At 67.0% G+C, this 13,567-nt stretch carries 9 protein-coding genes and 1 pseudogene; 3 read left to right on the top strand and 7 right to left on the bottom strand.

The features are described from left to right. Positions 1–5 precede the first annotated feature (5 nt). The 3 genes and pseudogenes from ACH4S7_RS17185 to ACH4S7_RS17195 form a co-directional block, all read right to left on the bottom strand. Entirely contained in the window at positions 6–2,729 is a 2,724-nt protein-coding gene (locus tag ACH4S7_RS17185) for an AfsR/SARP family transcriptional regulator (protein ID WP_398522013.1), read from the bottom strand. A gap of 1,011 nt (positions 2,730–3,740) precedes the next feature. After that, a pseudogene (locus tag ACH4S7_RS17190) lies at positions 3,741–3,956 on the bottom strand (DNA-binding protein); the annotation flags it as partial. After that, positions 3,953–4,210 carry a hypothetical protein gene (locus tag ACH4S7_RS17195; protein WP_398522014.1) on the bottom strand — a complete coding sequence of 86 codons (258 nt, stop codon included), beginning with the start codon at positions 4,208–4,210 and terminating at the stop codon, positions 3,953–3,955. The pseudogene ACH4S7_RS17190 and the gene ACH4S7_RS17195, both read right to left, overlap by 4 nt. Between ACH4S7_RS17195 and ACH4S7_RS17200 the strand changes: the two genes are divergently transcribed. Both ACH4S7_RS17200 and ACH4S7_RS17205 read left to right on the top strand, forming a co-directional pair. Continuing rightward, positions 4,204–5,556 carry a hypothetical protein gene (locus ACH4S7_RS17200; RefSeq protein ID WP_398522015.1) on the top strand — a complete coding sequence of 451 codons (1,353 nt, stop codon included), beginning with the start codon at positions 4,204–4,206 and terminating at the stop codon, positions 5,554–5,556. The genes ACH4S7_RS17195 and ACH4S7_RS17200 overlap by 7 nt on opposite strands. A 26-nt stretch (positions 5,557–5,582) precedes the next feature. Next, entirely contained in the window at positions 5,583–7,697 is a 2,115-nt protein-coding gene (locus tag ACH4S7_RS17205) for an AIPR family protein (RefSeq protein ID WP_398522016.1), read from the top strand. Between the two features lie 17 nt (positions 7,698–7,714). Here the strand turns inward: ACH4S7_RS17205 and ACH4S7_RS17210 are convergent, their stop codons facing one another. Genes ACH4S7_RS17210 through ACH4S7_RS17220 form a run of 3 tightly spaced genes read right to left on the bottom strand, consistent with a single transcriptional unit; the run spans position 7,715 to position 9,840 of the window. Next, positions 7,715–9,331, bottom strand: coding sequence for a serine/threonine-protein kinase (locus tag ACH4S7_RS17210; RefSeq protein WP_398522017.1), 1,617 nt, complete (start codon positions 9,329–9,331; stop codon positions 7,715–7,717). A 29-nt stretch (positions 9,332–9,360) separates the two neighbouring features. Beyond that, positions 9,361–9,600, bottom strand: a complete 240-nt coding sequence (locus tag ACH4S7_RS17215) for a Scr1 family TA system antitoxin-like transcriptional regulator (protein WP_398522363.1) — start codon at positions 9,598–9,600, stop codon at positions 9,361–9,363. 33 nt (positions 9,601–9,633) lie between these two features. Continuing rightward, positions 9,634–9,840 (bottom strand): hypothetical protein, encoded by a 207-nt coding sequence (locus ACH4S7_RS17220; protein ID WP_398522018.1) that lies wholly within the window; start codon positions 9,838–9,840, stop codon positions 9,634–9,636. 128 nt (positions 9,841–9,968) lie between these two features. Between ACH4S7_RS17220 and ACH4S7_RS17225 the strand changes: the two genes are divergently transcribed. Continuing rightward, entirely contained in the window at positions 9,969–10,214 is a 246-nt protein-coding gene (locus ACH4S7_RS17225; protein ID WP_398522019.1) for an ATP-binding protein, read from the top strand. 41 nt (positions 10,215–10,255) lie between these two features. Here ACH4S7_RS17225 and ACH4S7_RS17230 read toward each other — a convergent pair whose 3' ends face one another. Continuing rightward, positions 10,256–13,456, bottom strand: a complete 3,201-nt coding sequence (locus ACH4S7_RS17230; protein WP_398522020.1) for a type I restriction endonuclease subunit R — start codon at positions 13,454–13,456, stop codon at positions 10,256–10,258. Positions 13,457–13,567 lie beyond the last annotated feature (111 nt).

A 13,567-nucleotide genomic window follows, 5' to 3' on the forward strand; every position in this document is an offset into this window, starting at 1 on the left:
GGGACTCACGACAGTCGCCTGAGCCGCTCGACGGCGGCGTCGAGATCGCTTTCACCCAGTCCCGCCAGTTCGGAACGGGCCTGTTCCAGAGCGCTTGCCGCCTCCGGCAACCGACCGGCGCCCCGGAAGGCGTCCGAGAGCCAGACCAGCGTTCTTGCCTGCCTGCTCCCGTAGGAGAGTGACCGGTACAGATCGAGTGCGTGCTGGAAGTCGCCGGCGGCGGCATCGTGGTCCGCCTGCCTCATCTTGACCCGGCCAAGACTGAACAGGGCATGTGCCTGTCCATTGACATCGTCCGTCGCCCTCAGTACCGCCAGCGAGCGAGCGCAGTACTCCATGGCCTCGTCATATCGTCCCAGGTCACAGTAGGCATTTCCGATGCCCCCCAACGCCATCCCTTGGTTGAGGACGTCGCTCAGTTGCTCGAAGGCGGAGAGGGAGGTGGTGAAGTACTGCAGCGCCTCGGCGGGAACACCACTCTCGCGCGACAGAACACCCAGGACATAGCGGCCCATGGCGAGGCCGGGGAGATCTCCTCCCTCTTCGCTCAACCGCACAGCGGTACGCAGTTCTCTGGTTGCCTGGGCGGTGTCCCCGAGGCCGCGGTGGGTGCCCGCGAGCATGCGGTGAACCATCGCGACGTCTGCAGGTCCGCCCTCCCGCCGGGCTGCCGGTAGCGCGGTGGTCAGATACCTGAGCGCGTCCAGGTGCCGGTCGGAGCGCCATTGGAAGGTCACGAGAGTCATGGCCAACAACCAGGTATAGCTGTCGAGGCCACGATCTTGAGCGAGTCTGAGGGCGGCTGTCAGCGTGGAGTACTCGGCGTCGAACCACGACAGCGACTCGCCGGCAGTTGAAGGAGCGACGACCTGGATGCCGTTCGGTTCGGGGATCGGAAGGCGGCGGCCTGCATCCAGCTTGCGATCGCAGGCCCGGGCGTTGTGCAGCAGAACGGACAGAATTCGCTCGACCAGCCGCGCACGCTCTTCGGCGTCCTGCTGAGCTGCGCGCTCTGCGGCATAGACCCGGATCAGGTCGTGAAGCGAATATCGTTCGCCGATCGGTTCGGTCACCAGGCTCATCCGTACCAAGTCGTCGAGAGCGTCGCTGATGAAGGCGGAGTCCGCCGGATCCAACGCCCGCACGGCGGCCCAACTGATCGTCGGGCCCGGGTGTACCGCCAGTCGCCAGAAGAGTCGCGCCGCCGGTTCTGAAAGCAGCTTGTGGGATCCGTCGAGCAGCAGACGCATGCTCAGACCCTCCGAGCGCAGGTCCAAGGAGCTCAAGCGGGTGCTCTCCGCTCGTAGATCACGGACGATGCCCCCGAGTACCTGCGGGTGCCGTAGCTGAATCCGCGCCGCCATGATGCTCAGTGCCAGGGGAACGCCGGCGCAGTAGTCCACAAGGTCGTCGAGAAAGGGAATGACCGTACGCATCCGGGTCTCACCCAGCCGAGCCTGGAGCAACTCGGCGGCGTCATGGCGGTCCAGGGGAGCGAGATCTATCAGCTCGGCACCTTCCTTGATGAAGAGACCGTGCAGCTGCTGACGGCTGGTGACAATTGCCGCGCTGGCCCCAGGACCGGGAAGCAGCGGACGGACGTGCTCCTCGTCGCGTGCGTTGTCCAGGACCAGCAGCACCGCGCGATCGGCGAGTGCGGACCGGTAGGCGGACACCATGCCGTCCATGGTCGGAGTCTTCGGATGTACGCCGAGGTCGTTCAGGAACCTGGCGAGGACGGCGCCATGTCGCTCGGGCTCGCCGGATGAGAAGCCGCCGAGGTCTACGTAGAAGACACCGTCCGGGAACTTCTGTCGGAGTCTGTTCCCGGCCGCCACGGCCAGGAAGGTCTTCCCGGCGCCCGGCATGCCCGAGAGGGCGGCGATACGACTGCGGCCGGTCGTCCGCCCCAGGACGGTCAGCGCAATCTGGTCCAGTTGAGGCCTTCTCCCCACCATTCCCACGGCCGAGGTCGGAAGCTGTCGCGATACTGAGGGAGCCGGTGCGGCCCGCGCACTCGTCGTGCCTGGGCCTGATCGCTCCGTGTCGTTCGCCAGGAGTAGATGGAACGTCGGTCGATCGAACCGCCGCTCCCACTGGGCGAGCAGCGGTTCGATCTCGCCTGCCCTGCCAAGTGCGCGCAGGGCAATCAATTTCAGCCTGAGCAATGTCTCACTGTCGGGCCATTCGGCGAGCGCCGATGTGACCCGGTCGAGCGCGTCCTGAGTCTCGCCGAACTCCAGCTCGGCTCGGACGCAGGCCGCCGTGGCGCCCCTGAACTCGGCGTCAAGGTTGACCCTCCTGCGTTCGAAGCCAGGGCCAGGCAGGTCCTCCAGGGCTGTTCCTCGCCACTCACCGAGCGCGGCCCGAAGGGCCTTGAGCTGATCCAAGGGGTTCGTCGTGGCGTTCGCCATTGACTGGAGAGCCTGGAATCTGGCGTAGTCGATATTCCTCGGGTCGGCGCGGATCTGGCAAAAGCCGGGTTCATTTCGATCGACAACAGCTTCGGGAACAGATCGCCGTAGCTGATGGGATAACTGTCGAATTCGATTTGAGTTCGAATCCTCGCCCGGCCAAAGACACTCCGTGACGGAGGCATGTGAAGCACGGTGCCCCGGCGTCAGCAACAGGACGGCGAGAAGTTCGCGAGATTTGGCCGACCTGAACTCGATCGGTTCCCCATCGCGCAAGGCCAGCACCGGGCCCAGTACACGGAATTCCACCATCATCCCCCAGTCATACGGCTGACACCTCGATCTCCGGATGGGGGAGAGCATGCCACGGGCCACCGTGGAGGCGTTAACGTTCGGCTAACGCTTGAAACTTGGACTCGCCGGGCCTGTCTGCCAGGCTGTGATCACGCCGCTCAAGCATTTGCGGCGATTCCCGGGAGCGCGTATCAGCGTGGGCCTGGCTATTGTTCAAAAAGGCACCTGGACAGGAGAAGTCTGTGAACACACATCGAAAGCACACTCGGCCCCAATCCGGCCGGCCCGCACCTGGTCGGCGCGTCAAAGCAACCGTGCCTCCCCGGCGTCGCCGGAGGCCGCGCCCGGCCCCTCAGCCGGCCCCTGTCCCGACCTCGGTCGTGAGCGGCGGCAGGGCCTGGAAACCAGTTCGGCCCACAGCTCAACGGGTCTACGAGGAGGAACTCTTCACCGACGAAGAGTGAAGTCGATGCCGTAAGGCAGCGGCGCATGACGACGCCGGCCGACCGGCCGCACGGAAGAGGCAGGCGGAACAGAAGAAGAAGCGAGCCGAGAGGCGGGCCCGAGACAGTCTCGGGCCCGCCTCTCGGCGTCATGTCGCCATCCGCGGTCAGAAGGAAGCCGCCCGATCTTCCGGTGGGCCGGGCCGACCCGTACGGCGCTGGCGGAGGCGTCCGGGCTTGTTCTCAAAGGTGGTCGGGTAGCCGCGGCGTTTCCACTCGGGTGGCCACTGCTCCACCGATAGCGGCTGATGCGACGATCTGGTTCGGCCCTGGTCGTCGTCCCTGCGGAGGGACGTGAGCGCTCGGAGCGGAGTGGCGATGTCGCCGTGGAGCGTGTGGGATGAGTAGTGGACTGCCTGGAGCCGCTGCTGCCGGGTGTGCGCGGGCTTGCCGGTGCCCGGGGCGAGCCGTTGCCGGACCGGGGGAACGAGAAAGACCCTGACCCGCGTCTCCGCTAGTCGGGGTCTCTGTCCGGAAGTGCCCCCGGCAGGATTCGAACCTGCCCGCACGGCTCCGGAGGCCGGCGGTGCACCAGTCGTCTGGAGAGTGTCCACTCCAGGGCGGGGCGGTTGATCCGGGGGTGGACGACTTCTACCAGGGTGGCCGCGGAGGTGATCACGCGGAGGTCATCGGTGCGGGCCAGGGCGAGCCAGGTGGTGACGGTGCGGTCGCGCAGGACGGCTTTGGCCAATCCTTCGCTGTCGAGTACGAGGGTGCCACCGGGGCGGCGGCGGGAGCGGGTCACGCGGCGTTCGCCCCGCCCCGCATCCGCTGATTCCGGGCCCGGTGGAGCTGGTCGCGCACCGACGGGATCTCCTCGTCGCTGATGGGGCCGTGCTCGGCCTCGGACGTCGGGGTCGACGCGCCCTGGGCGACCGCGAACAATGCGTCGTCGCACAGCGCGCGGCGGGGGATCTGCGGGCCGCCGATGACGTCGCGAGTAGCATTCCCCTGAACACGGAGCGGTGTTGGCAGGCGGTTCGGGGGAGTGAATGGCATTCGCACAACCACGGCAGGCAGGGTCTTTGTCTCTGACACGATCGCCGCGGCTGGCGATTCTGCGCCCTGACGATGGCTTCCTTCGGCTCCTCGACGATGGCCACACCAAGGAAAGGTCCTACTCCCAACCGTGCCGTGATTGGCCCGAGGTCAAGCCACACCTCGCGATCCTGCTTGCTCCTGCCGATCAGCAGGATGACGACGGTGACCGGAAGCAACCGGAGTGGATTTGGGGGTTGGGCATCGTGCGCCCCGCTCGCGATACCGACCGTGACCGGACGGTCGTCGTCACCCGTGCACGAAGGATCCGCGGCATGGTGCCCTTCGCCGGTCTCTGGTGCGCCGACGGCGCACTCGCCGGGTCGATACCGGAAAGCGGTCCCGTCACGGTCGACGTGGACATCGTGTTCGCCAATCTCCGGCGCATCTCCCCTGACGTGGAGGGCGAAGTCCAGAGGCTGTTGCCGCTGCTCGACGACGGTGAAGGACGGACCGACCAAGAGCTTCGCTGGCGCGATGAGCGTGATGCCCTGCTGCTCTTCGCCAAGATAGCCGGATTGGCCCCGAAGGACTTCGCGCCGATGCACGACTGGGACAGGGCAGCCGCCCAGGCGAGCTTCCTGAGCGGGCTCACGGGGACCGCGGTTCAGCCGATGCTCGATGACTTACGCGGACGGACAGCGGAGAAGTTCAGCGATGTCGGTGAGACCGTCGTCCAGGCGTTCGCGAGCAGCAGAGGCCGCAATAGGCATGACTTCGAAGCCACATCGATAACCGATCGGTGGGTGGTCGACGGCCGGGAGGGCTCTCTCGACGCCTACTACTACCACGTCGTCACGCGGACACTTGTCACACTGCGCTACCTGTGTCCTGGTCCGAACGGGCGCTTGTCGTCCACCGCCCAGCACAGTCTGGACGTATTCCTCAGCCGCGTTGGCCGCCTGCCGAGACCTGCCCGACGCGGCGCCGACGATTACGGTTTGCTGAACGACCCTCTCTTTCTCCGCATTCACGAACAGGTGCCTTTCACTGCCGCTCTGGACCGGACGAGTTCCGGCGCGATTTACCCTCACGGCCAGATCGCGGCAGCGGTTTCAAACGCCACGGCGCCCGGTCTCCCGGGTCTTTCCACCGACTCGCTCATCCGCCACCTGGTGCCGACTGACTTCGCCCGCTTGGTGCGCGACGGTTGGTTCGGTGCGCGCGATGTGCCCTTCGAAGTGGCCTTGGACTGGGTGGAGGCCAGTGTCGACACGGTCGGTGTCGCTCTGGTGGTCGTCGACTTCAGCAGTCGGCCGCGCGGCAATGGCTCGGGGGCCGAAACGCGGGCTCAGGGCATCGCATGACATCACCAGTGGGAAGGCAACCATTCATGGCCACCTCGGGGGCGGACACGCCTCGCCAGGTAACACAGGTCCGCGAGCAACTGCACGAGACGTTCGACGGGGTGATAGAGGACAGCGACATCGCCCACTTCCGAGGGGGCAACTACGAACAGCGCTTTCTCTCCCGCGCCCTCGCGGCCCTCGCGGTACGGCGCGTGGGCAAGTGCAGCGTGGCCGAGGCGGCCCGGTTTGTGACGGACGGCATCGCGGACCAGGGGCTGGACGCCATCGCCCCCCTCCCTGAGAGCGGGCAGGTTCTGCTTGTCCAGGCGAAGTGGAGCGACAAGGGCTCGGCCACCTTCGACGTGGGCGCCGCCAAAGCGATGGTCGACGGTCTGAACCGGATCGAGAACGAGCTGTACGACCAGTTCAACCAGCGCGCCGCCGACCTCGCGCTGGAAGCCAGGCCACTCCTCATCAAGGAGAGGACCATCCTGGTCATCGCGCTGATGGGCACCGAGGAGCCCTCCCCGCCAGCACGCGAGGTCCTCGATAACGCTCTCCGTGAGTTCAACGAGCATGGTGCGCGCTTGAGTGTCGAGGTGCTGTTCGCCGCCGATTTCCATGAGCAGATTCACGCGGATCTCCGGCCGGATCCGATCTGTCTGGATGTACGGCTGGACGACTGGTACCAGCAGAAGGGACCGCTTGAGGCCTATCAGGGCACGGTCACCGCCGAAAGCGTCGCCGAGTGGTACGAGGAGTACGGCACCGGCCTGTTCGAGCAGAATCTCCGGGCTCCGCTCGGAACCACTGTCACCAATGTGGAGATCGGTCAGACCCTTACCGCCGATCCCACCAGATTCTGGCACTTGAACAACGGCATCACCATGATCTGCGATTCGCTCACGGCCAGGCACGAAAGCGCCAGGGCGCCACGGAACAGACCGACCACTCTCTCCGTGACCGGAGCGAGCATCGTCAACGGCGCGCAGACGGTACGGGCCGTCGCCAGGGCCATGCACGACGACGGCGAGGCCGCGGCCAATGCCACCCTGAGTATCAAGGTCATCAACACGTATGAGGACCGGGAATTCGGTGTGCAGGTCTCGCAGGCGGCGAACCGGCAGAACGCCATCGAGCAGCGCGATCACATAGCACTCGAACCCGTTCACCAGGCGATCAAGGCCAACCTCCGTGCCGAACTGCGCAAGCAATACGTGATCAAACGCGGCGAGCCGGTCGCCGCACCCGAGACCGGTTGTTCACTGGACGAACTCGCCCTTGCCCTTGCCTGTCTGCACCCGGATGCCGAACAGGCAGCCCGGGCCGCCAGCTCCATGGAGAACCTCTGGGAGCAGGGGCCCATAGGCAGCCACACTCTGCTGTTCAAACGCGAGCCCTCTCCCCAGAAGGCGTGGCGTTCCGTGCTCACGTTGCGCGCGGCACGGAGCGCGGTCTATGAACTCGGCAGTGGTAAGAACGGCCGCGAAGCCGCGACCGCGGAGCACGGTGGCTTTCTCGTCACCCATCTGCTCTTCCAGCATCTCGATGCCACGAGCATCGATGATCCCGACTTCGACTGGGACAGCGAGGTCCTGGAGAAGATCCCCGCCCTCGTACCGGAACTGGTACGTCGGCTGACGCACCTGATCGTCACTCGTTACGGGGCCCGTCCCCAGATCAGGACCGCCTTCCAGAGCGCGGAGACATGCCGAGAGCTCGCGAAGCGTGTCCTCGGTGACCTGGCCGGCGGCGTTGCCCTTCCCGCGCCTCCCGTGAAGAAGCGCAAGCCGCGTCGCCCGAACACCGTGCCGGTCCTTGTCGACCGCCGTGTCATCAAGGACGGAGCCCCTCTCCGGTACGTGGCTATGAACGAGCCCGAGCGCGATGCCATGGAAGGGTGGCTCGTCGAAGACGAAAGGCGACGCCAGGCGACCTGGGTCAACCACCGGACCAAGCCGATCCTGTGGGCGTACGACGAGCAGCAGTACTCACCGTCCGGGCTGGTGTCGAAGATGTGGGCGGACTCCGAATGGGACGACCGGCCGGTCGCCAACCAGGGGACGGCTCGCTGGTTCCCCTCGGAAGGCCGCAGCCTGTCGGATCTGGCAGAGCACATCCACAGGGAGGAGAACGGAGAGGACGAGGACGAGTCCTGACGGCACCAGCGAGGCCGTCAGGAGGGGCCTGACCCCTCCGGGCGGTGCAGCCGGGCGAGGAGGTCGGCGATCTCGATGGTCTCCTCATGGTCCTCGCCGAGGAGGACGCACATGTCCTCGTGGAGGGTGTCGAGGACGCCCTCGGCCTCGCTGCGGCGGCCCTCGGAGAAGAGAAGGACGCCGATGCTGCGGCGCAGGTCGAGAGCGGTCTCGGAGGCATCTCCATCCGTGCCGGACACGACGTCCAGGACGTCCTGGAACTCCCGCAGGGCGGCGGTGGCCATACCCAGGTTGGCCCGGCAGTGCGCGGCGTGCCGACGGCACTCCAGCGCGCCGTTGCTGGACGGTCCCGCCGTCCGGGCGTAGACGGCGGCCAGCGCGTCGAACTCCGGCAGGGCACGGCGGAAGTCCTCGCCGGCCATGAGGACCGCCGCGCGCTGCCGCTGCAGGCCGAGCACCCGGGGGTTGTGCGCGCCGAGGGCGGTGGCCGCTGCGGTGATCGCCGCTTTGAGGACATCCGCGGCCTGGGCGTACCGCCCGCTCTCGGCGAGGTCGGCGGACCGGGAGTAGGCGTCCCGGATCGCGTCCCGCAGCGCGGTGTCGACGCGCGCCGGAACCGGTACGGGAGCCACCGGCTGGGGTGCGGGCGCAGGCACCTTGGTCTGCCGCAGCGGTGCGTTCGGCTGCCGGTAGATCACCGTTGGGTCGGGCACCTCGGACGGGGAGCCGCCGCCGGTGAAGACCACGGGGTCCGCCGCTGAACCCGGCTGCGGCAGATGCGGCGACAGGCGCTCGTACACCGCGTACGCATCGGCCGGACGCTGCTCGGGCACCTTGGCCAGCAGGTCGAGGGTCAGTGCCTCCAAGTCTTCCGGAACGTCGGGCCGCAGGGCGCGGAGGGGCTTCGGCGGCACGTTCATGTGCTGGTGCAGGAACTGGTAGTCGCTGTCGCCGCTGAAGACCGGCTCACCGGCGAGGAGCTCGTGCAGCGTGCAGCCAAGTGCGTAGAGGTCGCTGAGCGGGGTGATCTGGGCGTTGTCGAACTGCTCCGGTGCCATGTACTGGCTGGTGCCGATCCGCTCGCCGACGGCTGTGAGCGGGGTGACGTTCGCGCCCAGGAGTTTCGCGATGCCGAAGTCCAGAACCTTGACCGTCCCGTCAGCGGCGATCAGGACGTTGTCCGGCTTCAAGTCCCGGTGCACGACCGGGAGGGCATGGGCGTACGACAGGACCGTGCAGATCTGCGCGGCGATCGACGCGGCCCAGCCCACCGGGAGCTGTGTCGTTTCTCCATCCGCTGCGCCCGTGAGTACCTTGCGCAGGGAGACCCCGCGCACATACTCCATCACCAGATACAGCCGGTCGAACGACGCCTCCTCCAGGACCGCGTCGAACACCTGCGGCACTCCGTGATGGCCGATACGCGCGGTGACGCGGGCCTCGCGCTCGAAGCGGCGGGCGAACTCCTCCGCCTGCGCGGGTGTCGCGACGACATCGGGCCGGATGAGCTTGACCGCGATCTCCCGGTCGAGGACGGCGTCGTAACCACGCCAGACCGTGCCCATGCCACCGGACTCGATCTCCTCGATCAGCTCATACCGACCCTGTTCGCCGATTCTCCGTGCCTGCGCCACGCGTCCGCCCCCGCTGTCCAGATGCCTCGTCAGCCGAATGCCGTACACGCTACCGACAGGCGGAAGCGTGCGGCAGGCCCTACAGCAGGTGGTCGGCCTTGCCCGCCTTGATTGAGGCGGAGCGCGACCTCATGCTCGGGAAGTTGGGGGACGACAGCGCGGAAGATGGCCATGGCCTGCGCCGGTGTCTGGAGCATCCCTGGAATGTGCACGGTGTTCGCGCCCCGCAGGCGTACCGCGCCGGCCTCGGCTTCGGAGATGTCCAGCAGTCTTTGAGGCGAGCTGCCCCGGTAGCGCTCCCATCATCCTCCCTCGCTTGGCTCCGCCATCTCGGCCAAGGCGTCGATGTACTTCTCCCCCGTGCAGGCGCAGTTGCAGTTGCAGGCCAGCGTGCGCAGCCGTTCGGCGCTGATTCCGCGTAGTCGGGACTCCATGTTGGAGACCCTGATCCGATCGGCACCGAGGAGTCCTGCGACGTACTCCGCCGACATGCCGGCCGTGGTGCGCATCCTGTGCAGCTCAGGGCGGTAGGCCACCGGCGACCCCAAACCCCTCATGCAGCCGTGGAGTTCGCCCTGCCCGAGATCCCCCTCGTACCCGTCCACTGGCGCTTCTCCGCCCACCCCACCTCGGTACGGTGGGCCCGGCACGCCAGGACGAGGGCCTCATCGAACTGGTCCTGTGGCCCGCCGATGGGCACTACTGGCTCGCGGTCTCCGACCCCGGCACCGGCAAGCCCGCACTGGCGCACCCGGACGCGGCCTCCTCGAACGGCCGGGGTCTGCTCCTTGTCGACAGCCTCGCCACCGCGTGGACCGTACGGCCCCGCCGCACCTGCGGAACATCCGTGATCGCGGGTCTGCCTTTCCGCCAGGACGGTTGACGGGGCGGAGCCGACGGCCGGGGTGACCGGGCATGCCCGGGTCAGGCCGCCTCGTCGTCGATGTCCTCCTCCCGGCGGATCATCCGCCAAGCCGCCCGGCGCGCACTCTGGTTGAGGGACTGCTTGAAGCTGTCGTCGTGGCTGAAGTACTGGCGTCCCATATCGGCGATGGTGTCGATGTGCTCGGCCATCTTGTCCTCGAAGACCTCGTCGAAGACGAGCCCGAAGTTCTCCTCGTCGTTGACGGCGGCGGCGCGAACCTTCGGGTCCGCCTTCGCCTCGTCGAACGGCGTGAGCACGTCCTGTTCCGTGAAGTCGGTGCCGAACTTGTCGTTGAACTTCTCGATCAGCTCCGCCAGCAGCGACTTCTCCTGCTCCTTGGCGCCGCCCGCACCCTCGCCGAAGCCGCGCAGCTCCGCCGCTCCCTCGGCGGTCAGCGCGAGGTCGTGCTCGCCGGTCTTCTGAATGCGCAGGTGGCTGAGGTCGACGTCCCCTATGTCCACGCCGCCGTCACCGCGCCGTGGCAGACGGTTGAGCAGGTGGCGGCCGTAGAGGTAGAGACATTCCAGGTCGGCGTCGCGGTAGGGCACGATCTGTGAGAGGAAGCCGTACTTCCGCACGTAGTCATTGAGATCGGTGCGGAACTGCTCGGCAGCAGCGCCGGCTTCGTCATCCGGGTCGCCGGCCTCGTCCTTGCCGTCCAGCAGCACGGTGAACCGCTCCACGGCGGGGCCGAGGTTCCGGTACAGCTCCGCGTGCAGTTTCTCCCACCGGGCCACCGAGCCGGCGGCCTTCTCCTCGGCCGCCAGAAAGGCGTCGGCGAACTCCCGCATCTCCTCGTCGACGAGGATGTCGGGCTGCATGACCTTGCTCTGCGCGGTGTAGAGGAGGTTGGGATCGGAAGGGAGGGTGTTCGGCTCCTCGAAATACGGGCGGAAGGACTCCTTGATGTCCTCGGCGTCGTTGACGAAGTCCAGTACGGCCAGGTCCGCCTGCGACTTGCGGTCAGCGGTGCGGTTCAGCCGGGAGAGCGTCTGGACGGCGCTGATGCCCGCGAGCTTCTTGTTCACGTACATCGTGGTGAGCAGAGGCTGGTCGAAGCCGGTCTGGTACTTCTCGGCGACGACCAGGATGCGGTACTCGCGCTGCGTCGCCTTTCCACCGGTGCGCACGGCCTTGTCGTCCTTGCGCGCGTACGCGAACGCCTTCGGCAGCGCGGACTCGGCGAGGCCGCCGTTCTCCTTCGGCTCGGTGGTCTCCTCGCCGTCGTACGGCAGGCTGCCGGAGAACGCGACCAGGACGCCGGGGTCGGCGTATGACTGGTCGTCGACGTACTTCTTGATCGCACGTGCCATCTGCACGGCGCTGTGCCGGGAGGCCGTCACCACCATGGCCTTGGCACGCCCGCCGAGCCTGCCGGCGGTGTGGGTGCGGAAGTGCTCGACGATCACGTGCGCCTGCTGGGTCACGGTGGAGTCGTGCGTGTACGCGTACCGGGCGAGCAGCGGATTCGCCTTGGACGGGTCCACCTTCCGCTCGTCGGGGTTCTTGTTCACCAGCTTCCAGTAGGTGTCATACGTGACGTACGTGCGGAGGGGGTCGAGGATAAAGCCCTCCTCGATGGCCTGGCGCATCGAGTACGTGTGGAAGGGTACGTACACGGGCTTGCCGTTGATGGAGTCCAGAGTGCCGAAGAGCTCAAGGGTTTTGGCCTTGGGCGTGGCCGTGAAGGCGAAGTAGGACAGGTTCGCGGCCTTGCTGCGCTGGATGGCCTTCCGGACGAGCTTGGCGTCGGTGGTGACCGCCGCTGCCTGCTCGGTGGCCCCGGGGTCGTCGGAGTCCGAGTCCAGGCCCAGGTCGCGCAGGGCCGCGCGGACGGCCGTGGCGGCGTCGCCGGACTGCGAGGAGTGCGCCTCGTCCACGATGATCGCGAAGTTGTGGCCCTGAATCTCGGTGGGGCTGCGGCGCAGATAGTCGATGAGGGCCGGGAAGGTGTGCAGCGTGACGGTGATGATCTTCCCGGCCTCGCGGGACAGCGCCTCGGCGAGCTGGGCGGACTTCGCGCCGTGTTTCTCGTCGATCTTCACCACCAGACCGGCGTTCTTCTCGAAACTGCCGACGGTGTCGCGGAGCTGGGCGTCGAGATTGCGGCGGTCGGTGATGATCACGACCTTGTCGAAGACGGGTGCGCCCGGCTTGAGCCCGGCGGCCAAGGCATCGGGGTCGATCTCGGTCGGGTCGGTGGGAGTGTGCAGCGACGACAGGCGGTGGGCCAGCCATCCGATGGTGTTCGACTTGCCGGATCCGGCGGAGGCCATGCCGAGATAGTTGTGACCGGCGCCGTGGCGGGCCGCATGCCCGGTGAGCTTCTTGACGATGTCCCACTGGTGGTAGCGCGGGAAGATCAGCTTCTTGCGCGTCCGTCCGTCCGGGCCCTTCTCTTTGCTGAGGTGCACGAACCGCTCGATCAGGTCGAGCCAGGTGTCCCGCGCCCAGATCTGTTCCCAGAGGTACGAGGTCGCGTACGTTCCGGGGACGGTGGGCGCCGGATTCCCCGCGCCGCCGGGCTTCCCCGGGCCGTGGGATCCGGTATTGAACGGGAGGAACCGCGTCGGCTTGCCCTGCAGCTCCGGCGCGACGAACACCAGGTCCGTGTCGATGGCGAAGTTCGCGATCACGCGCCGCGCGAAGATCAGCTCGGTGGGGTCGCGGTCCGTGCGGTACTGGTCCTTGGCGGCCTCCACGCCCTGGCGCGTGAGGGCGTTCTTCAGCTCGGCGGTCGCCAGCGGAATCCCGTTGAGGAAGAGGGCGAGGTCGAGGCGCTTGCCCTTGTCCGTCTGCTTGGCGGCGTACTCCAGCTCCTTGACGAAGGTCAGCCGGTTCGCCCGATAGTCGTCCAGGACCGAGTCCGACGCGACAAGCGACGGCTTGAAGTACGCGAGCCTGATCAGGACACCGTGGTCCTTCACGCCCTTGCGAAGGACATCCAGCACGCCGTCGTTCCCGATCGCCTGGTCGACGCGCTTGGCGAACCCGGCCTGGGCGGTGTTGGGGTCTCCGCCGTAGAGGGCGATCAGTTCGGCCCAGTCGCCAGCTTGGGTCTTGCCGATGAAGTCGAAGAGCTGGGCGGTGTCCAGGCCGAGATGGGGGCGGTAGTCCTGGCGGTTTCCTTCGCTCCAGCCGCGCTCCAGCATGACGGCGACTATCGCGTTCCTGAAGGCTTCTTCGTCATGGATGGACATGAGAGGCTATTCCCCCGTTTTCCAGTGACCAGGTAGGAAGTTCGAATTGCTTGCGGCGTTCGGGCCGAGCCGCCCCATGAACAACCGGCCGATAGTTACGTCGCAATGAGC

It is taken from the genome of Streptomyces sp. NPDC020965 (assembly GCF_044333555.1).
In the GTDB taxonomy this organism is placed as follows: domain Bacteria; phylum Actinomycetota; class Actinomycetes; order Streptomycetales; family Streptomycetaceae; genus Streptomyces.